A 20,025-nucleotide genomic window follows, 5' to 3' on the forward strand; every position below is an offset into this window, starting at 1 on the left:
GGCGGAGCAGACTTTAAATGCGTTATCAATTATATCCTTAATTTCCGGAAGTAGTATCAGTCTCAATAGGAGACTCCTCTGTAGCTGCAGGTAGTAGGCTATTGTCATCTTCGCCAAAAGTAGGCGCTACCACTTGCTGCTTGGCATTCTCAATATTAGGAGAAGAGAACTGGTTGGACTGTGCTCCGGTATAAAAAGCAGAAGAAGCCAGGGAAAGCACAAGTATAGAAACTGCCAATACCCAAGTAGCTTTTTCAAGTACATTACCTGTACGGGTCACCCCCATGATCTGAGAAGCACTGCCGCCGAATGCCGCACCGACTCCACCTTTAGAATTCTGGCCTAAGATCACCAAGATTAGCAATACAGCCAAAATCAGAATAATTGTAATCAATAACGTAAACATATAATATGGATGTTAATCTTTCAGTTTTTCAATCAAGTCCGCAAAGTAAGTCCTTTTATCCGGAAACTTCAATACCAATTTCTCATAAATTTGCTTGGCTAGGTGCTTCTTGCCTTGCTTTGCAAGGATCTTGGCGTACGATTCTGATATCAGGTTGTCATTGATCTGAGTACTGGAAGCTGCAAGGTTCTCGGTATTCTGGTTTGCTTCGATCTCCTTGATGGTCGCCATCTTGATTGATTTCTTGCTGAACGCTTTGATCAAGTCAATCTGCTCTTTCTTTTTCTCGTCAAGGATTTCTTTTTTTTCTTTTCTTTTGATCGTTTCGATTAGATCGTCCTTTGGAAGCTTTCTCCTTCTTGGCGTTGATTCTACAGGTTCAGATTTGACTTCCGGTGCATTGGCGCCGGGAGGAGTAGGAGTAGGTGAAGCTTTTTCTTCAGTTTTAACGTCTGTATTCCGGATAATTTCTTCCTGGACTTCGGTTTTCTCCTCAATCTTTACCTTTTCGATTAAAGCTTTTAGCCAAATTCTATCGGGACTGGTAATCGCCGCATATCCCAGTGATGGAATGTTTCCCGATCCATCTTTCAGAAATTCGTGTCGGGCAGCAAGGACATGCGGGATCTGAAAGTAAGGGAAGTTCTCCCGGATCTTTTGCAATTGTAGCATCTCACTGCTATCTAAGGAATCTGCTTTTTGGACTATTTCTAAAAATTGGGCTGCGTTCACGTGAATTTCTTTTGGCTTGAATATAGGCAAATTACCAGTTAGCAACAGTCGCGGTAAAGATATCTTGAATGATAGTAGTGAAAATTTCATCTACCATCTCATCTTCCGCATCAAGTAATGTGGTGGTTCTTGGATCATAATCCTGAAAAAAAGTAAAACTTCTTTTCAGATTTTCTTCTTCATTCGTGGTATTGATGTATTCTACATCCACGACTATCGTCAGACGCATGGTGCCTGCACGATCGGGAAGATTGGGGTCGCTGCTGGATACTGCCGCCTGAGGGGTGACGGTGTATCGGGAGATTGCCCCCATGAGTTGCAGGTTGCCGTTTGATCTTACCAGTTCCAGCTGGGTATTTCTCTGGTAATATTCTTTCAGTGATTCGGTGAATCTCTGCTCTATATTTGCAGGCCCTCCGCCTGAATCGTTGAAGAAGTTTTCGACGGTAAATGTCTGAACGAGGTTGTAATCGATGTTTGTTCCTGTGAAACTGTATTTGACAGAACAACTCTGGAATAGGAAAAAGACCAATCCAAGTACATATAGCGTAAGTTTATTGGTCGATCTCATATTGCTTTATTTTTCTGTAAAGTGTGCGTTCTGATATTCCCAGATCGCTTGCAGCGTATTTCCTCTTGTTGTTATGCTTGCGCAAAGCCCTTAGAATCATTTCCTTCTCCTTTTTTTCCAGTGAAAGCGAATTGTCATCTTCCTCGTGAATAATATCCTCTATGGCATCATCTTCATAATCATCCTCGTTAGCCGAGTTTGATTTGTTGGAATCGATCACTAAAGGAACGTAACCGGAATTGGATTCTGTATTTTCTTTGGCAGAGAATCCGCTATCCAAGTCTTCGAAAAGTCCTGAGTGCTTTTGGATGATGTTTTGGTTTAGTCCTCCGTTTTGATAGGTTTCCAAAACGAGTTTTTTCAACTCGTTCATGTCTTTTTTCATGTCAAAGAGTACTTTGTACAACAAATCTCTCTCTGAGAAATCAGTGGTGTCACTGTTTTTTGACGGACTCGGTAGGGTCATCGGCAAGCGTGAATTATCCGATGGCAGGTACTTTGCCAATGTAGCAGCGTCCACTTCCCGCTCGCTCTCCAAAAGTGAGATTTGCTCTGCAATGTTTTTTAGCTGACGGATATTGCCGGGGAAGGAGTAGCGCATCAGTGCTGCCTGAGCTGCAGCATCCAGGGAAATCGGACGGACATTGTATTTTTCCGAAAAATCAGAGGTGAATTTTCGGAAAAGCAGCACCATATCTTCTCCACGCTCTCTCAGGGGAGGGACAAAAATCGGAACGGTGTTGAGTCTGTAATAAAGATCTTCTCTGAATTTACCCTTTTCTACTGCATTGAGAAGTTTGACATTGGTGGCCGTGATTACCCGGACATTAGTTTTTAGGACTTTTGAAGAGCCCACTTTGATGAATTCACCATTTTCCAATACTCGAAGCAGTCTTGCTTGGGTGCCCAGCGGCATTTCTCCGATCTCATCAAGGAAAATGGAGCCACCGTCCGTCACTTCAAAATAACCCTTTCGGGATTCGTGGGCACCCGTGAAAGAGCCTTTTTCATGGCCGAAAAGCTCTGAATCTATTGTCCCTTCAGGAATAGCTCCGCAGTTGATCGCAATGAATTTACCATGCTTACGAAGGCTGAGTGAGTGAATGATCTTCGAAAAACTTTCCTTTCCACTTCCACTTTCACCCGTGATCAATACGGTCATATCAGTGGGGGCTGCCTGCATAGCTACCTGAATCGCATGATTCAGGAGTGGGCTGTTGCCAATGATCCCGAAGCGTTGCTTGACGCTTTGTATTTCCGGATTTGTAATCATTAATGTTGCGGGTTTATTTCAATCACTTCGCCAAATAGCGTGGCCGGAGTACAGTCTGTGATTTTTACTTTTAAGTAATCACCCTTGGAGTAGTTTCCATTAGGCACGATCACTACTTTATTTGCGGAATTTCGCCCTTTCAATTCATCTGCTGATTTCTTCGAGGTGCCTTCGATCAGTATAAGTTGCTCCTTTCCAAGATCCAGTTTATTTCGCTCATGTGAAAGTGCACTTTGCTTGGTGATTACCTCGGCCAGTCTTCGTTTTTTGACTTCCAAAGGAATATCATCCGGATATTTTTTGGCTGCCAAAGTCCCCGGTCTCTCTGAATAGAAGAACATGTAAGAAAAATCGAATTTCACAATGTCCATCAAGGAAAGCGTGTCTTGATGTTCTTCTTCCGTTTCGCTGCAGAATCCTGTGATCATATCGGACGATATGCCACATTCTTCACCCAGAATTTCTCTGATTTTTGATACCCTCTCCAGATACCATTCCCGGTCATAGGTTCGGTTCATCATTTCCAATACACGGGAATTGCCACTTTGTGCGGGCAGATGGATGTATTTGCAGATATTGTCGTACTTCTTTATCGTGTACAAGACATCGTCCGTGATATCCTTCGGATGGGAGGTGGAGAATCGCACACGGAGACTTGGATCTACCAAGGCAACCATTTCCAGCAAATTGGAAAAATTCACTACCGCGGTGACTTCCTCTTCTTTTTTGTTTAGCCTGGCTTTGTTGTTTTCCTCAGGAGACCATTTGTAGCTATCTACATTTTGGCCGAGTAAGGTCACTTCTTTGTATCCTCTGGAAAAAAGATCTTTGGCTTCTTCGACTATGGAATGGGGATCACGGCTTCTTTCTCTTCCCCTGGTAAAAGGCACCACACAGAAGGAGCACATGTTGTCACAGCCACGCATGATGGAGATAAAAGCGGATACACCATTGGAATTCAGTCTCACAGGTGATATGTCAGCGTAAGTTTCCTCACGGGAAAGAAACGTGTTTACGGCTTTCTGTCCATCTTCGGCTACAGAAATCAGGTTTGGAAGATCTCGGTAAGCATCAGGGCCTACTACGATATCCACCATTTTTTCTTCTTCGAGAAGCTTTTCCTTCAATCGCTCAGCCATGCATCCCAACACGCCTATGGTCATTTCAGGTTTGTTCCTTTTGGCTCTGTTGAAATCAGTAAGGCGCTTTCTTACTGTCTGTTCTGCTTTCTCCCGGATGGAGCAGGTGTTTAGAAAAATCACATCTGCCTGATAGAAATCGGAAGTTGTATCAAATCCCCCTTCCTTCATGATAGCCGCTACAATTTCTGAATCAGAGAAATTCATGGCGCAGCCATAACTCTCAATGTAGAGTTTTTTGGTTTTGCCTGTATTTTCATCCACGGTAGTCTTGAAGTCACACGCTTGTGCTTCTTCTCCTGAGATGATGTCTATGTCTGCAATTAAATTATTCATGTACCTTCTTCTTTCCTACTTTCGGATGGCGAAATTAAGAAAATGCGGACAAAATGGCAGGATCTCTCATTCTTTTATTTTGTTAACATACCTAATATTCCCTGAGAGAATAAATCCCTTGGCTCAATTGTCGACTGATTGGTCGAATTGAAATTCAGGAGACGGCGTTGTAATGTGTGGCAAAAGTGACGCCCTTATCCTTCAAAGGGAATTCTCAGCTGCTCCCCAAAATGCTGATGTTCTTCTATAATATTCAAATTGGAAATACCAAGCCCGAGCAGGCGGATTGATTTTTCGAAGGGATCCTGAGCCAGAAGTTCCCGGGCAATTTCCCAAAGATGTTCTTCATCGGGATATTGCTCCTGTGTTTTGCTGCGGGTCTGCTGGGTGAAGTCAGAAAATTTGATTTTTAGAGTGACCGTACGTCCTTTGATGCGAGATTTCTTGATTCGTTTGATGAGTTCATCGCAGATTGGTTTTAGGGCAGTAAGGAGCTCTTCCATCGTCAAAATGTCTTTCTCAAAGGTGTTTTCAGCACTGAGAGATTTTCGGATACGGTGAGGCTGAACCTCGGAGAGGTGAATTCCCCTAACAATATTGAAATAATGAATACCGGATTTCCCGAACTTTCGGGTAAGGTATTGCAGGGAAAATTGCTTAAGATCTTTCCCGTTATGTATTCCCAGTCCCCTCATTTTTTCCGCAGTTACTTTCCCAATACCAAAGAATTTTTTGATCGGCAGCTTTTCCAAAAATAATTCGGCTTCATCAGGAAGGATCACCGCTTGTCCATTGGGTTTGTTTAGGTCTGAGGCTATTTTCGCCAGAAACTTGTTGTATGAAACTCCCGCCGAAGCATTTAATCCTGTACGCTCTTTGATTTTCAGGCGAATTTGCCTGGCTATCAGTATGGCAGATTTTAGTCCTTTTTTGTTTTCCGTGACATCCATAAATGCCTCGTCCAGCGATAGGGGCTCCACTAGGTCTGTGTATTCGTAGAAAATCTCCCGGATTTGACCGGAAATCTCTCTATATCGGTCAAATCTGGCCGGGGCAAAAATAAGTTGGGGGCATTTGCGGGCAGCCAGCACGGAAGACATGGCCGAATAGACCCCGAACTTTCTCGCTTCATAACTTGCCGCAGCGATCACTCCTCTGGCTGCATTGCCTCCTACAACCAGTGGTTTTCCTCTCCATTCCGGATGATCCAGCTGCTCTACAGATGCGTAAAATGCATCCATATCCACGTGGATGATTTTCCTGATAGGGTGTGGCGCTATATCTTTTTCATTTTCCACTGAGCACTTCTAGAATTGCCTGGGCTTTTAGATTGCATTCCTCGTATTCCTGAGCTGCATCCGCATCGTAGGTGATGGCACTGCCTACTCCAAAATAGAGTTTTTTTACCTTCAGATCAGCAATGATGCTACGGATGATTACTGAGAAATCAAAATCACCGTTTTCTTCAATCACTCCGAAGGCGCCCGAAAACCACCCTCTCTTAAAACTTTCCAATTCCTCAATAATTTCCATGGTTCGGATTTTTGGAGCGCCCGTCATACTTCCCATCGGAAATGTAGCTTGGATGATAGCTGAGAAGTTTACACCTTCTTTCAGCGTAGAAGTAATGGTGCTGATCATCTGAAAGACTCTGGGCAGAGGATAAATTCCAAACAATTCTTTGACTTCTACAGCCCCTGTCTTGGATACCTTGGAGAGGTCATTGCGCATCAGGTCGGTGATCATCAGGTTTTCTGCCTGCTCCTTTTCACTGGAGGCAAGAATATCCTTGTTGATGATGTCCTCGATTTCCGATTTCCCACGTTTGATGGTCCCCTTGATAGGCTGTGCGATAATTTTATCCCCGGATCTTTTCAAATACCTTTCCGGTGAAGCTGAAACCAGCCATTGGGATTTTGCCTTGAAGAGGGTTGAAAAGGGCATGGGAGAGAGTTGGTTGAGCATAAAATATGCCCCAATGGGATCCCAAGTATCAAAGATTCCTGAATACGCTTGACAAAAATTGCTTTCGTAGGTAGTACCCTCTACGATGTGATCCTGAATAGTTTTGACTGTTTCGAGGTAGCTTTTCCTAGAAAGCTGGGGGCTGACAGGACAAATGGTAGTTGGGGAACGAGGGATTTTCGTGTTGTCTATTTCCTTCCAAAAGTGCACATCCAGTTCGCATGCCGAATGGATTTCATTTGAACGAAATTCCAATGATAACTCGGGCTGGAAAAAGCATAGTTCAGGGAGTTCAATAAAAGCCGGGTTTTCACTTTTGAGTTTTTCCAGCCGATTTTTGAAATCATAGCCGATTATTCCGACTTTTTTGTAGTCAGCGGGTTCTCCCCATATTTCTGCCTCGGTTAGTTGCTTATTCCCTGCAAAAAATCCAGTGCTAAATGGTTCATCAGGGTAATGATGCCCATTTCCATTGGTAAAGGCAAAAAAATCAAAATGTACATCTGCCCATCGGCAAAGTTTTTCGATCCGGATGCTGTCCGGAATAGGGTAGATGAATGGAGCTGTCGGCATTAATAGACAAAAAAAAGAGGAAATCGGCTGATTTCCTCTTTAAATTCAGAATAGTTAAATCCTTATTTGGCTTTTGTGTCCAAAACAATAGACACACTGTTGTAAATGAATTTATCTTTTGTCTTGTCGGTAGCAGAAGCTTCGTCACCATAAGAAAGACCCCAGTCGGTTCTGTCGATGTTGAATCCTGCTTTAACGGCTGCAGTTCCGTTAGATACAGTTACTGTTGCCGGAAACTTGATGTTTTTAGTAGTTCCTCTCATAGTGAGGTTTCCGCTGATCCAATTGGTCGGAGCGTCAGGTGCCAATTCAGAATCAGAAGAAGGAGTAAACTCAGTTTCAAATTCATCCTTATCGGCTACTGAATCGCTTGGAGAGAATGGTTCTACCGAAGTGATTTCAAAAGTAGCGGTAGGGTGAGTTTCTGCGTCAAAGAAATCTGCTGATTGCAGATGGCCATGAAGTTTTCCATAATCTTCAGAACCTGCTTCCAGGTCTTTGATCTCTAGCTTAGTGATGTCAAATGTGATTTTTCCGCCGGCTATAGTTTCACCTTCTGTGATAAGTGTTCCTTCTATAGCAGGGATTAGGCCATTGTGCTGTCCTGCAGGCTTATAGCCTGTCCAAGCGATAGTGCTGGCTTCTGTATCAACAGTTAAAGTAGTGCCTTCCGCCTGAGCTACTTCTTGTGCTTCTGTAGCTTCTACCGTGTCAGTAGACTTGCCACAGGCGAATGTCATTAGTGCAGCGGCAAGAATAAAGCCTGTTTGTTTGATAGTTTTCATTGTTGTGAGTTTGGTTTCGAATTTAGATGTATAGACATGGAAACTCAAAGTTTGCTAAAAAGTTCATTACTCAAAAGAAAAAGTGAAACTTTGTTTTTTAACTGGTGTTGAGTTAAGCGTAAAAAATGCAGGAAAAATCTGTCAGGTTCTACTGTTAGAACCGTAAAAAACACTTACTTCATCAAAATCGATGGTGTAAGCCTGATAGGTTTTGGTTAACACTACATTGGTAATAATTGAAGCACAATAAGTTTAGTAACTATGGCATTACTTTTAGAAGTAAATGGGAAAAAACCGGTATTTGGGGATAAGTGCTGGTTGGCGCCTAATTCTACTGTAGTGGGAGATGTGATCATGGGAGATAATTGCACCGTATGGTTCAATGCGGTAATTCGTGGAGATGTTCATGAGATCAGAATTGGCAATGAAACCAATATCCAAGATGGTGCGGTGATCCATTGTTCGTATCAGAAAGCCGGAACGTACATAGGCAATCAGGTCTCAATTGCACACAATGCGGTAGTACACGGCTGCACCATTCATGACCGGGTATTGGTAGGAATGGGGGCAATCGTGATGGATGGAGCGGTAGTTCATTCCGGGGCGGTGATTGCCGCAGGGGCGGTAGTTCTTGCAAACACTATCGTGGAAGCAAACTCGATCTACGCCGGTATGCCTGCCAAAAAAGTAAAAGGCACGGGCGGGAAAATGGATGAAGTTATCTCAAGAACTGCAAAGAACTATCCCATGTATGCGGGATGGTATCCGAAGTGAGACAAGTGGAGGCGGACAACAAACAGGAGGAAGTTAAGGAAGGAAGACCGAAGAAGTGTCAAGATACTAGAACTAAGAATCAAGAGAGGGAAAACCTGCGCCTACGTCACAACATCTGAAACCTGACATCCGCCATCGTCCAAAATAATCAACATATTTTATTAGATCTTACTGCTTCCAGCCAGCGGGGTCTTTTCTCCATTCAGAGAGCGATTCCAATGTATCGTCCGTAATGTATTTTCTCTCTACAGCCATGGGAAGCATCGCCTCATAATGACTTAAGCAAACAAGCTTTATACTTGCTTTTTCGAAGTTTTGCGCAGCCACATCAAAGCCGTAGCTGAAAATGGCTACCATTCCCAACACCTCAAATCCGGCATCTATTAAGTCCTGAGTCGCTTTGAGCGAGCTTCCGCCCGTAGAGACCAAGTCTTCTACTACCACGACCTTTTGCCCGGGAATTATTTTGCCTTCGATCATATTTTCCATTCCATGGCCTTTGGCTTTGGAGCGTACATATATAAACGGAAGATCAAGATCATTTGCCAGTAGAGCCCCTTGGGGAATACCAGCAGTAGCTACACCGGCGATGGCTTCTACATTCGGAAAAAAATGTTGGATACTTCTGGTCAATTGCTCTTTGATCATCGTCCGAACTTTAGGAAAAGAGAGAGAGAGCCTATTGTCGCAATAGATGGGAGATTTCCATCCAGAGGCCCAAGTGAAGGGTTTTTCAGGTTGTAATCTGATCGCTTGAATTTCCAATAATTTGTCCGCTACTTCGGCAGCCACGTTCGCATCTAAAATTTCCATGAGTCAAAAATAAGAGATTAACTCTTGCTAAGGTTGTGGCAAGTGAAAAAAATATGCACTTTTGACTCATTGCAATTACGTATAACCATTGCCTCACCCATGAGAATCTTCGTGAATGACAAACCTATTGACTTGATAAGTTACGATGAGCTGAACCCGTCGAAGTCTTACGAGTCTGTCTATCATCAGCAAGAAGACTTGACCGCCCACTTTTCGTGGAAAGACGATGTTCTAGTTCATGAGCCTTCCCATGATCTGATTATCAGATTGCTGTATATGCTTCGTACCCGAAAGTTGAAAAATCTGGATTCGATCACGCTGGTTAGTAAAGATAAAGCCGCTTTGAAGAAGTTTGTGAAAAGCCGCTTCTCTATAATCAAGGCTGCCGGCGGTGTAGTATCCAAGAAGGATAAAATGTTGCTTATCTTTCGTTTGGGGAAATGGGATTTTCCGAAGGGGAAATTTGAAAAAGGAGAAACTCCAAAACAATGTGCGGTACGTGAAGTAGAGGAAGAATGTGCAATTAAAGTGAAAGCGGGTAAAAAGATCTGCAGTACTTGGCATACCTATACACAAGACAGAAAGAGCATATTGAAAAAGACGTATTGGTTTGAAATGGACTGCGTGAATGATTCTACTATGGCTCCTCAGGAAGAAGAGGGGATAGAAGATATCCGATGGTTCTATGAAGGAGATGCCAAAATCGCATTGGTCAATTCTTATCCCTCAATGCGATATCTCTTCAAACAATATATCAAAACTCACCTGAAGCCTCAGATATTATAGGGAAGAAATTCTGTCACATCGCCACCAAAGCGATGTACTTCTCGGATGATGGTAGAGCTGATTGCCGCATATCGTGGAGAAGTGATAAGAAAAACTGTTTCCAGTTCCTCATTAAGGTAGCGGTTCATTTGGCTGATTGTGTTTTCGTATTCAAAATCAGTAGTGTTCCTCAATCCCCTGATCAGAAACTGTGCGTTATGTTTTTTGGCCAATGTGGATGTCAGCTCATTGTACACGATGACTTTTACGCTGGGTGTGTTTTCATATACACTCTTTACTTTTGCCACCATATCATCAATCTCGAAGTACCTGGATTTCTTGGTGGAATTGTAACCGATCCCAATAATGACTTCATCAAATAAATCCAAGCTCCTAATCACGATATCGTGATGTCCAAGTGTGTAAGGGTCAAATGATCCGGGGAAAATGGCAATTTTTGTCATGTTTGTTTTATGATTCAATGGTCAGTCTACAACCTGCCCGTGACGAAGGAAACGGGATGTAACCGCCTGTACACAAACCACTCATCGCTATGAGCGTTTAATAAGTGGTTTGGATAGTTTGGGTATAAACTCAATCAAATTGCCAATTTGTTTCAAATAAATTGACCGATTTCAAATGCTTGAATCCATGTGTGTAATTTTGGTTAACATGCGGAGCCAAAAGACGAAAATTAAAGAAGTATTCTTTACCCCATTCTTCGTTAATTCCATTTTCTCCTGTCGCTCCGAAGACACTGATCCGTACATGATTCCGGTCAAATTTCAACTGCTCGATGAGAATCATGACATATTTCAAAATGTCTTCTTTAGATTCCACGGAAAAGATATTAAACGCTGCAAGCTCTTGATTTGAAAATGCCGCGGTATAGATTTGATTTCCAAAAAGACTTACAAGGATTTCTTGTCCGATCAGGTTGAATCTTTCTTTGAATAAATAGGAAAGGAAAGAGACTGACCCATGATGGAATGTCAACTCGGAGAACCGGGATTCCAGGGATTTTTTTAGCCTCTCGGGTATAGAAGAAAGCACCTGAAGATTATTACTGTCTAAAGGGGTATTGAAATAGCTTGTATTGCTTTTTTGATCTCCTGCAAACCTTAAGTAAGATACCTCTTGGTTAGGCTGAAATAATACACCGGGAACAAGACTGAAATAAGGCTGATGAAGATAGATCTTAGCAGGAATATCCACTTTCAGCAAATGATCGGAAATGACCAATTGCTCCAAAGAATTCCAGTTGAAGTTAATGTATTCGTGAATACAGATGGTTCTCTGGTTCTTGTCCTTCGCAAAAATGAAAAGGGAATCAGGATACAAAAAAAGTGACAGGCTTGATGCGTCTTCCACATCAAACCTATCACTTTTGAATACTTTAAGGTTACTTTCCAAAATAGGAGGTTTTATTTCCAGTTCCCTTCAGTAGAGGCATCTGTTCTTGAACCTACTTTCAATGCTTTTTCGTTGTTATTCAATCTTCTGTTAGGGTTAATCGGAGCAGGGTCTCTTATCTCAAATACAGAGATCTCATAAGAGTTTCTTTCCACTTTGTCAGCGAAGAATTCAAATTGCTTTCCTCCTGAACCGGGAACGACAGCAAGTGCGTCAAGATTGAAATCCGGATATTTTCTTTCGTTGAATAAAGAATCGATTACCGGTATAGAACCAAGGGTATCGAAGGATACAGTGGTTTCTTCTTTACCGTATTCAAGAAGTTTCGTGGTTTCAGATCGTTGAACTAACCAAATTTTACCGGTTTGGATAAATGATTTAAGCTCATTCCAATTTTCGGCATATCTCCCGTTGGAAGCTTGAAACGCCAACTCCGCATCTCTAAGCATTTGGAGTTTTTCAATGATTGCAGCTTCGACTAGAGCGATTCTTTTTTCATCCTCCACGACGTCTTCAACACCTTTCCAGAGAAGGTAGCCAAGACCAATTGCCACTACGAAGAAGACCAAGGATAGTACTTTTGATAAATTCATTTGCTAAATTTTTAAGAATCTGGGTAAGGTTGAAGGTTATTAATCGTGCTATTTTAGAGAATTATTTTCAAATTTAAAATATCCGCGCAACAATACTAAGTCCTCAAGGGATTTAATTCTCCAAAAGATTTGATGAAGGGCTTCATTAGGCAATGATCGGATTTCGGCAATGCTCATCCATTGTACTTCCTCTATAATTTGGGAATCAGGATAAAGTTCCGGATCAGTACCTAGTGTTAAATTTCCCCCGACTTTCTCCACATGAAAGAAATGTTCCATCGCATGAAGTGGCACAGCAAGGTATTCGTGGACGAAAAGATAGGCTTTTACTTCTATATCTAAACCCGTTTCTTCAGAAAATTCACGTTTTAAGTTTTCTGGAGCACTTTGTCCAAAATGCATGCCGCCACCGGGAACCGACCACATGATCTTGCCATTTCCCATCAAATGTTTGATCATCAGGATTTTTCCATCTTGTATCAGAATGCCGTTTACGCGCGATCTGAGGTGATTTCCGAATTTTGCTTCTATTTTCTTGCTGATTTCGTCTTTAGGCATTTACATTCGTTTGTATGAGTAAAGATAAGGGGTCCTTGCTGAGACCATCAGCGTTGCTGAGTAAATATTTTCCGTTTGAGCCTACATCCGGGCAGGCATCATTTTTCTCCAAAATGGATTATTTTTTTCTTATGGAGCCGGATAAAAAGCCGACGTTTGTCTTGCGAGGCTACGCCGGGACGGGGAAAACCTCTGTCATTTCAGCTCTGGTGAAAGTACTGCCCAAACTATCCATGAGGTCGCTCTTATTGGCTCCCACCGGACGTGCCGCCAAGGTAATGAGCAATTACAGTGGCCGTGCCGCTTATACGATCCACAAGATTATCTACAAACCCAAAGCTGAAGACGGAAGTTTGGGAGGAGGGTTTATCCTGCAAAAGAATTACTACAAAGACACTGTTTTTATAATAGATGAATCGTCCATGCTGGCTGATGACGGTGGGATGTCTGGCAACTTACTGGGTGATTTGATCAGTTTTACGTTCCATGGACAAAACAACCGACTTATTCTTGTAGGAGATACAGCCCAGCTTCCCCCCGTGGGAAGTGAGTTCAGTCCGGCGCTTGAAGCAGATTATTTGTTGAGGCATTTCCGCTTAGACGCAGACTTCATTGAGTTGACGGAAGTGATGCGTCAGCGATTGGAATCCGGGATTCTGTACAATGCCACCAACCTAAGACATCAGCTGCAGCAGGAGAAGCAGGAGATTCAAATAAGCACCAGTCAGTTCAAAGATATGTTCAAGATGACGGGGGAACGGTTGGAAGATGGCCTGAGGTATGCTTATGACAAGTTTGATACAGAAAATACCACCATCATCACCCGATCAAATAAGGCCGCAGTTCAGTATAACCTCTATATCAGAAGAACCATCCACTTCTTCGAGGATGAAATCAGTTCGGGCGACTTATTGATGATTGTGAAAAACAATTACACTTACATGGCTGAGTCGGAGAAGGTAAATTTTCTGGCAAATGGAGATATGGCGGAGGTGATGAAGATTAGATCTTTCGAAGAATTTTATGGGTTGCGGTTTGCTACATTGGAGCTTCGGCTGTTGGATTATCCGGACGAACCTCACTTCGAAGCCAAAGTGATTTTGGACACGCTTTATTCACCTAGCCCCTCACTGACAAGAGAACAATACAGAAGCCTGTATCAGCAGGTTTCTGAGGATTATGCAGATGTGGCCAGTAAGGTGGAGCGAAGAGAATTGATCAGGAAAGATCCCTTTTTGAATGCCTTGCAAGTTAAATTCGCCTATGCGCTGACTTGTCATAAGGCTCAAGGAGGACAATGGAAAGCAGTATTTGTAGATCAGGGGTACCTTCCCGAAAATCAAGTGGACAAGGATTTTACCAGATGGCTTTATACAGCCATGACAAGGGCGACCGAGGAATTGTATTTGGTGAATTTTGCCCCGACATTTTTTGTGAAGCCGAAGGGGGTGGAGGATACGGAGCTTTAAGGATAGTAAGAAGTTACACCTAATTAAGTACCAAGATTGGGTGAAGACGAGTGGTAAGAGGTTTCTAAGCTTAATGGTTGTTAAATAAGTTTACCTGTATTTATGCCGGTTGCCAAGATTTATTTGTGTGCTTAATCGTAAGACTCAAGTGGTCTAAGTGCTAGTGTTCACCGAATTTTGGAATGATTTAATCTCTTTTGTGGAAGAATAGCAGGGAGATACAAAGCGAAAAACAGTATTTTGGGCTAAGAAGCCGGATAGCCAAAAAATGAAAAACGCATGACTGTGGCTTCTGCGGGGTACACTCTGGTTAAAATAATTCAAACCGGAAAATCACTTTTGGCAAGGTATTTTCTAAATTATATTGATTGAAGGCATCTTTCATCTTTGAAATCCGTTATTTTGAAGTTGATTTAAAAAATTGAATATTTGAAAACCAAATAGGCAGCCTCATGAAATCGAGCCTGTCTGAGGCATGAAGGGGGGCACACAGTGGGAGATTATCAACCATACAATATTCTCCCTAATCAAGTTCTGGACAGGCTATGCCGTTTCATTTGTCACTGGAAAGGTAATGACCTCTGAAAAATAAAATAAAACACATGAAATCGACACGGTTAAAATCATCATTAAATCACACAGGGAAATGATTGTTTTAACCGTCAAAGATTCCCTGTGACCTCTGAAAATCAAAATTATAAACACATGAAAAAATTAGGAGTACTATTGACCGTCTTTGCCTTGGTGTTTGCATTTAATGCCAACGCCCAAGACCAGAGTGGGGCAGCTATCACTTTTAAAGAAAAATCGATTGATTTTGGTGATATCACCCAGGGGGAAAAGGTAGAGCACACATTTGAACTGACAAATACCGGAACAGCTCCATTGATCATCTCAAATGTAGCTGCGACTTGCGGATGTACCGTGCCAAGCTGGCCAAAAGAACCAATAGCACCTGGTAAATCTTCGGAGATCAAAGTGTCTTTCAACTCTTCCGGTAAAATGGGCAAGCAGAACTCTGTAGTGAGAATTTATTCGAATGCTTCGGAGCCGATTGAAAAAGTTTCGTTGATTTCAAATGTTCTGCCCAAGACAAAATAGTCAAAGGCTAACATCACATAGAGCAGCTTGTCTAGCTGTGGCGGGAAGTTGAAATGGGCTTAATTAGCACATAAAAGGCTTCGACTTCGCTATCAATGACGGAATTCAAATAAGTATTCAAATGTTGCGTCAGTCCGAGTCCGGAGTCGATGATCCTTCGACTCCGCTTAGGGTGACCCAACTTTGTTCCTAAAATCACTTTCTGTTATTATTCTTTTGTAAATCTTAATTTTTTCTTATTCAGCCTGACAAGAAATCTACTTATGAGACCGTCTTTTTTTGTGAGAGTTTTTTTGACCACAGCCGGCATGCGTAGAAGTTTTGACAGAGAGGAGGAAAGAAGATTTATGTCAAGCCATAAAAAGCCCATCCTAAACAAGGTTCAGAAGGGCTGATAAAATGATGAATTCCATGTTTTTTGAAATTTAGAGACGAATGGAACTCAATTTTTATTGCCACCGAGTCCTAAAAAGACACACAATAATCTGACTTAATCTCCATGAACACTCAACCGTTTCTCCCGATACACTTCGCTATCGGGTAAGGCAGAGCAAAAGATGTTTCATGCTTGGTTTTGCAAGCCGACGGAAACCTAGTTGTTACCGCCAGGGCTTTTGGCTGTTCGTGTTATTTGTTAGCCGTGATTTTCTTTTTATGGTTTTGTCCCCAATCGGCTAATGCACCAACCACGTCTTTGAGTGTCGTTGCGTAGTCCGTAGCAATGTATTCTACAATAACTGGAGTCTGGTCTGCTTGCACAACTCTTTTTACCAAACCGTTTATCTCCAATTGCTTCAATTCGTTTGAAAGCACTCTTGCCGAAATGCCTTTGATGGTTCGTTGTAATTCGTTGAACCGTGTATGCCCGCCCAAAACGGCAATCATTACCCTTATTTTCCACCTGCCACCCAGCACATACAAAGCGTCCTCAACCGCGCTGATGTGTTTAGTGCATTGCACCTCTGAAAAGACTATTTTCTGGTTCATGTTTTTTATACTAACCCAAATGTTACTACTAACCTTTTGTTTACTACTAACTATTTGTTAGCAAATGTAGCTAATTTTGCCTCGGTAAAAACAAAAAAAGTGAGAACGATGAGTAAAAAAATATTGCACATTATTACAAGCCCACAAGGTGAGGTTTCGATCAGCAGAAAGCTGGGTAAAGAGATTGTTGAAAAAATTCAGGAAAAATATCCCGGTAGTATTGTTAAAGAAAGAGATTTGGCAAAAGAGTCGTTTCCGCATTTGGACGCACTACAAATTGGTTCGTGGTTTACGCCTGCTGAAAATCAAACGCCAGAACAAGAGAAAGCGATAAAAATTTCGGATGAAGCAATTGCAGAAATGCAGGAAGCTGACATTTATGTTATTGGAGCACCGTTTTACAATTTCGCAATTCCTTCCACTTTGAAAGCATTCTTAGACCACATTGCAAGGCCGGGGATTACCTTCCGTTACAATGAAGACGGAACGCCGGAAGGTTTTTTGAAAAACAAAAAAGCGTATATCGCAATTGCTTCAAGCGGTGTATATTCCGAAGGCAACTTTCAACAGTTTGATTTTGTGAGTCCTTACCTGAAATTCATACTCGGATTTCTTGGTATTACAGACGTTACTACGTTTCGCGTAGAAGGTCAGAGAATTGATGGAATTAAAGAAACAGCTTTTGAAAAAGGTATTGAGAGCATAGAAATAGCCTAAAAAGCATAAAATAAAAAGCAACAAAAATCACTTATTACGTCACTACAGGACGGATGTCCCTTACAATGGCGTTTTCAAGTCCAGAATTAAAAGAAGTGTTTCAGCATTTGGATTTTCCCGATTATTTCAGGACAGAATTGGGAATTGCGAAAGGTCTTGCCTCCATTGCGCTTTGTTTGCCTTTTCGTTTAGCGAAAGAAGCCGCTTACGTGGGTCTATCAATTAGTTTTGTGTCTAAGTTTATGGCTCATGTGGTTGTTGGTGACCCCAGGCTCAACATTGTTTATCCGTTGGTTGTTTTGGCACTACTTATTGTGTTGTATTTGACGCACCGGAAGTCGGTAAGTCTGAATGATTGTCTGTCGGGATATTTTATTTTAAAGTCAGCGAAAAACTGTCAAACACAACGTGGACTTTCCTTCGTTGGCTTTTTCAATTGTCGGACTTTGTGGCTGCTTACGATATGCCGGTAACGGTTTAGGAATTGGTGTTATAGGGGCGATCAGGGCTCGTCAGCCCCTATAACAGCTTTTTCTTGTCCTGCTGTTTGAAATTACCACGGACTTTGGCTTCCTTCCTCTTTAATGTCCCGGCTGAAGAACTGTCCGGTAGCACCATTGACATCTAATAAAGCATATTTAGCTACAAAATCTGCGGCATCTTCTACACTTCCCGTACCTCTATGTTGGTTAAAATCTGTTGCAGTAAAGCCTGGGTCAACTACATTAACCTTAAAAAGAGTGTCTCTTAATTCATAAGCCAATGCAATTGTGTACGCATTCAATGCGGTTTTTGATGGTCCGTAAGAAGCACCTTTATAAGCATAAAACTGCCAATTATGGTCACTATGTAAAGTCAATGAAGACAGTCCTGAAGTAACGTTGACAATTCGTGGGCTGTCCGATTTTTTTAGCAATCCAAGAAAAGTTTGAACGACATTAACGGTTCCGAAAAAATTGGTGTCAAATGTTTTACGAATGTCCTCAATATTCGCATTTGAGGCATTTTGTGGCAATGCTCCACTTATACCTGCATTGTTGATTAATACGTCTAAATGCCCGCTTTGCTGTTCTATTTTGTCCTTAGCATTGACTATTGAATCCAAGCTTGTTATGTCAATTTGGATAGCTTCCGGATTTTCATAGCCTTCGCTCCTTAATTGTTCAACGGCTCTTTTGCCGTTTTCCGGATTTCGGCTTCCCAAATAAACAAGGAAACCATTTTTAGAAAGTCGTTTTGCAGTTTCGTAACCGATGCTTTTGTTTGCTCCTGTAATCAATGCCGTCTTCATTTTATATCTTTTTAAATTATTGAAGTACAAAGCTCTGCATTAAATTATGGGCAGAATTTGCCATTTGGCAAAAAAACAAAATCATTTATTTATATTCCTTCTAATTCTGCTTAACGAGGATTGGGTAATGCCTAAATAGGAAGCCATATACGATAATGGAATTCTGTTGGCAAGTGATGGGAATTTTTCAAGAAAAGACAGGTATCGAACTTTTGCATTTTCCGCCAGCATAGGGCTGATTTTATTTACTTTTTCTGCCAATGCTTTAGTTGTAATCTGGTTGATGATACTATCCCAAACAATAATTGTCAGGGATAATTCTTTTAATACTTCTTTTGAGAAAATCAACAATTTGCAATCTGTTATTGCCTGCACATATTCCGAAGAGGGGATGTTTTGATTATAGCTATTGATATCCACGACAAAATTATTTTCGTCAATAAAGTATTTTGTAATTTCTTCTCCTTTGATGTTGTAATAGCAAACCCTGAAAACACCTTCCACCAAAAAAGCAACTTCTCTGGGTGTCTTTCCTGCTTCAGAAAAATAGTTGTCCTTTTTAAGTTCTGTGGCCTTTGCCTTGCTTTTTAACAACTCGGTTTGCTGTTGGTTCAAGTGTCCGAATTGCAGTAGGTAATTTATGAGTGCTTCCATTGTAAGAAATTAGCAAATGTCATTGGGTTGGTGCTGTTTATATGCCGTTTTTTTTCGGTCTAAATTGTTTGGGCTGTTGTTTTTGAGAAGCACTTTCTGCTATTTCCAAAATTCTTCTTTGTCTTGTCGTGTCTGTCTTTGCAAGTGCTATCCATTGGAGTAAAACCTTTTGCTTGCTTTTGCTTAACGAAGAAAAAAAGTCTTTTGAGTTTTGAAAATTTTCAAATGCTTTTTCCAATTCTGATGGTATAATCAGTTCTTCAACTTCATCCAAAATTGTCCAAGAACCATTTTGTTTTGCTATTTCGATTACGTCAAAGCCTGCTTTAGTCATCAAACCTTTTGCCGTTAAAGTTTCAATCTTTTGCTTGTTGATTTTACTCCAGGTGCTGTTGGGCTTTCGTTTGCAAAAATATTGTCTGAATGCATCTTTATCTATTGTTTCTGCTTTACTGTCTATCCAACCAAAGCATAAGGCTTCATCAACTGCGTCACTCCACTTAATTGTTGGTTTACCCACATTTTTTTTGTAATAAATAAGCCAAACAGCATCTTTGCGGTTGTGATTTTCCGCTAACCACTTTCGCCAATGCTGTTTGGTCTCAGGATAGAATTGTTCTATTTCCAACGCACTCATTTTTTACGTATTGCTTGCAAAATTAAGCAAGAACCTAACATGCCAACCAATTGAAATCCACCAACTAACAAGCCATACGACATTGGGTGGGGGATATTGGGGTTGATGGCAATGTCAAACGTATTGGCGACCAAAAATCCCAAACCTATTACCAGGGCAAATTCAATGGCTGCCTTCCTTGTGTTTATGTTTAACACTACCATCAATAAAGCTGTTGTAATTATTGTTGGTAGAATTGTCAAAGGTGGCCCATAAAAAAAAATTGGGTCTGGATTGGCAGGCATCAAACCTAATTTATCTAAGGAAGAAGCGTATTGGTTTGGAAATAATACAGTAAACCAAAACCAACCGAGAAAAGAATAAAATACTAAAGAGAGGAATACTCCCAACCAACTGATTTTAGAAATTTTTTGTAGCATAACTTTTTGTTTTAACTAATAATGCCACAAAATTAAAATGCCCCATTGACAACA

The 20,025-nt window shown here is 41.5% G+C and carries 24 protein-coding genes; 6 read left to right on the plus strand and 18 right to left on the minus strand.

Going from position 1 to position 20,025, the window contains the following annotated elements:
• Positions 1–37 precede the first annotated feature (37 nt).
• The 8 genes from secG to ID165_RS03995 form a co-directional block, all read right to left on the minus strand.
• Entirely contained in the window at positions 38–406 is a 369-nt protein-coding gene (gene secG, locus ID165_RS03960; RefSeq protein ID WP_192349088.1) for a preprotein translocase subunit SecG, read from the minus strand.
• Between the two features lie 12 nt (positions 407–418).
• Positions 419–1,138 carry a hypothetical protein gene (locus tag ID165_RS03965; RefSeq protein ID WP_192349089.1) on the minus strand — a complete coding sequence of 240 codons (720 nt, stop codon included), beginning with the start codon at positions 1,136–1,138 and terminating at the stop codon, positions 419–421.
• A gap of 31 nt (positions 1,139–1,169) precedes the next feature.
• Positions 1,170–1,709, minus strand: a complete 540-nt coding sequence (gene lptE / locus ID165_RS03970; protein WP_192349090.1) for an LPS assembly lipoprotein LptE — start codon at positions 1,707–1,709, stop codon at positions 1,170–1,172.
• Entirely contained in the window at positions 1,693–2,982 is a 1,290-nt protein-coding gene (locus tag ID165_RS03975; RefSeq protein WP_192349091.1) for a sigma-54-dependent Fis family transcriptional regulator, read from the minus strand. The genes lptE and ID165_RS03975 overlap by 17 nt, the downstream gene beginning before the upstream one ends.
• The gene (miaB, locus tag ID165_RS03980) at positions 2,982–4,457 is read right to left on the minus strand and encodes a tRNA (N6-isopentenyl adenosine(37)-C2)-methylthiotransferase MiaB (protein WP_192349092.1); all 1,476 of its coding nucleotides are present in this window, start codon (positions 4,455–4,457) and stop codon (positions 2,982–2,984) included. Before miaB ends, ID165_RS03975 begins: the two co-directional genes overlap by 1 nt.
• Positions 4,458–4,651: 194 nt before the next feature.
• Entirely contained in the window at positions 4,652–5,755 is a 1,104-nt protein-coding gene (gene dinB, locus ID165_RS03985; RefSeq protein WP_225586977.1) for a DNA polymerase IV, read from the minus strand.
• Complete coding sequence (locus ID165_RS03990; protein WP_192349093.1) at positions 5,745–6,995, minus strand: anthranilate synthase component I family protein; 1,251 nt, start codon at positions 6,993–6,995, stop codon at positions 5,745–5,747. Before ID165_RS03990 ends, dinB begins: the two co-directional genes overlap by 11 nt.
• Positions 6,996–7,057: 62 nt before the next feature.
• Positions 7,058–7,780: a YceI family protein gene (locus ID165_RS03995; protein ID WP_192349094.1), complete on the minus strand. Its 723-nt coding sequence runs from the start codon at positions 7,778–7,780 to the stop codon at positions 7,058–7,060.
• 261 nt (positions 7,781–8,041) lie between these two features.
• Between ID165_RS03995 and ID165_RS04000 the strand changes: the two genes are divergently transcribed.
• Positions 8,042–8,554 (plus strand): gamma carbonic anhydrase family protein, encoded by a 513-nt coding sequence (locus ID165_RS04000; RefSeq protein ID WP_192349095.1) that lies wholly within the window; start codon positions 8,042–8,044, stop codon positions 8,552–8,554.
• A gap of 168 nt (positions 8,555–8,722) precedes the next feature.
• On the opposite strand, the gene pyrE is transcribed toward ID165_RS04000, so the two are convergent.
• The gene (gene pyrE, locus ID165_RS04005; protein WP_304503152.1) at positions 8,723–9,367 is read right to left on the minus strand and encodes an orotate phosphoribosyltransferase; all 645 of its coding nucleotides are present in this window, start codon (positions 9,365–9,367) and stop codon (positions 8,723–8,725) included.
• Between the two features lie 99 nt (positions 9,368–9,466).
• Between pyrE and ID165_RS04010 the strand changes: the two genes are divergently transcribed.
• A complete protein-coding gene (locus ID165_RS04010; RefSeq protein ID WP_192349096.1) occupies positions 9,467–10,153 on the plus strand; it encodes an NUDIX hydrolase in 687 nt (228 codons plus the stop codon).
• Here the strand turns inward: ID165_RS04010 and coaD are convergent.
• From coaD to ID165_RS04030, 4 genes are all read right to left on the minus strand, one after another.
• Positions 10,141–10,596 (minus strand): pantetheine-phosphate adenylyltransferase, encoded by a 456-nt coding sequence (coaD, locus tag ID165_RS04015; protein ID WP_192349097.1) that lies wholly within the window; start codon positions 10,594–10,596, stop codon positions 10,141–10,143. The two genes, ID165_RS04010 and coaD, sit on opposite strands and share 13 nt — an antisense overlap.
• A 130-nt stretch (positions 10,597–10,726) precedes the next feature.
• Positions 10,727–11,545: a DUF3822 family protein gene (locus ID165_RS04020; RefSeq protein WP_192349098.1), complete on the minus strand. Its 819-nt coding sequence runs from the start codon at positions 11,543–11,545 to the stop codon at positions 10,727–10,729.
• Positions 11,546–11,556: 11 nt separating this feature from the next.
• Positions 11,557–12,138: a hypothetical protein gene (locus tag ID165_RS04025; protein ID WP_192349099.1), complete on the minus strand. Its 582-nt coding sequence runs from the start codon at positions 12,136–12,138 to the stop codon at positions 11,557–11,559.
• 48 nt (positions 12,139–12,186) lie between these two features.
• Positions 12,187–12,696 carry an NUDIX hydrolase gene (locus ID165_RS04030; protein ID WP_192349100.1) on the minus strand — a complete coding sequence of 170 codons (510 nt, stop codon included), beginning with the start codon at positions 12,694–12,696 and terminating at the stop codon, positions 12,187–12,189.
• 14 nt (positions 12,697–12,710) lie between these two features.
• Between ID165_RS04030 and ID165_RS04035 the strand changes: the two genes are divergently transcribed.
• Positions 12,711–14,165 carry an ATP-dependent RecD-like DNA helicase gene (locus ID165_RS04035; protein WP_192349101.1) on the plus strand — a complete coding sequence of 485 codons (1,455 nt, stop codon included), beginning with the start codon at positions 12,711–12,713 and terminating at the stop codon, positions 14,163–14,165.
• A 705-nt stretch (positions 14,166–14,870) separates the two neighbouring features.
• On the plus strand, positions 14,871–15,266 hold the full coding sequence (locus ID165_RS04040) for a DUF1573 domain-containing protein (RefSeq protein ID WP_192349102.1): 396 nt from the start codon (positions 14,871–14,873) through the stop codon (positions 15,264–15,266).
• Between the two features lie 627 nt (positions 15,267–15,893).
• On the opposite strand, the gene ID165_RS04045 is transcribed toward ID165_RS04040, so the two are convergent.
• Positions 15,894–16,253, minus strand: a complete 360-nt coding sequence (locus ID165_RS04045; protein ID WP_192349103.1) for a helix-turn-helix domain-containing protein — start codon at positions 16,251–16,253, stop codon at positions 15,894–15,896.
• 108 nt (positions 16,254–16,361) lie between these two features.
• Between ID165_RS04045 and ID165_RS04050 the strand changes: the two genes are divergently transcribed.
• Positions 16,362–16,970 carry an FMN-dependent NADH-azoreductase gene (locus ID165_RS04050; protein WP_192349104.1) on the plus strand — a complete coding sequence of 203 codons (609 nt, stop codon included), beginning with the start codon at positions 16,362–16,364 and terminating at the stop codon, positions 16,968–16,970.
• Between the two features lie 53 nt (positions 16,971–17,023).
• Positions 17,024–17,443 (plus strand): DoxX family protein, encoded by a 420-nt coding sequence (locus tag ID165_RS04055; protein WP_192349105.1) that lies wholly within the window; start codon positions 17,024–17,026, stop codon positions 17,441–17,443.
• A gap of 80 nt (positions 17,444–17,523) precedes the next feature.
• Here ID165_RS04055 and ID165_RS04060 read toward each other — a convergent pair whose 3' ends face one another.
• The 4 genes from ID165_RS04060 to ID165_RS04075 all read right to left on the minus strand — a co-directional run bounded on the left by ID165_RS04060 (position 17,524) and on the right by ID165_RS04075 (position 19,971).
• Positions 17,524–18,261 carry an SDR family oxidoreductase gene (locus ID165_RS04060; protein ID WP_192349106.1) on the minus strand — a complete coding sequence of 246 codons (738 nt, stop codon included), beginning with the start codon at positions 18,259–18,261 and terminating at the stop codon, positions 17,524–17,526.
• An 81-nt stretch (positions 18,262–18,342) separates the two neighbouring features.
• Entirely contained in the window at positions 18,343–18,915 is a 573-nt protein-coding gene (locus tag ID165_RS04065) for a Crp/Fnr family transcriptional regulator (RefSeq protein WP_192349107.1), read from the minus strand.
• Positions 18,916–18,952: 37 nt separating this feature from the next.
• On the minus strand, positions 18,953–19,552 hold the full coding sequence (locus tag ID165_RS04070; protein WP_192349108.1) for a YdeI family protein: 600 nt from the start codon (positions 19,550–19,552) through the stop codon (positions 18,953–18,955).
• Positions 19,549–19,971: a DUF1761 domain-containing protein gene (locus tag ID165_RS04075; protein WP_192349109.1), complete on the minus strand. Its 423-nt coding sequence runs from the start codon at positions 19,969–19,971 to the stop codon at positions 19,549–19,551. The genes ID165_RS04070 and ID165_RS04075 overlap by 4 nt, the downstream gene beginning before the upstream one ends.
• Between the last annotated feature and the right edge of the window lie 54 nt (positions 19,972–20,025).

This window comes from Algoriphagus sp. Y33, from assembly GCF_014838715.1.
Lineage (GTDB): Bacteria > Bacteroidota > Bacteroidia > Cytophagales > Cyclobacteriaceae > Algoriphagus.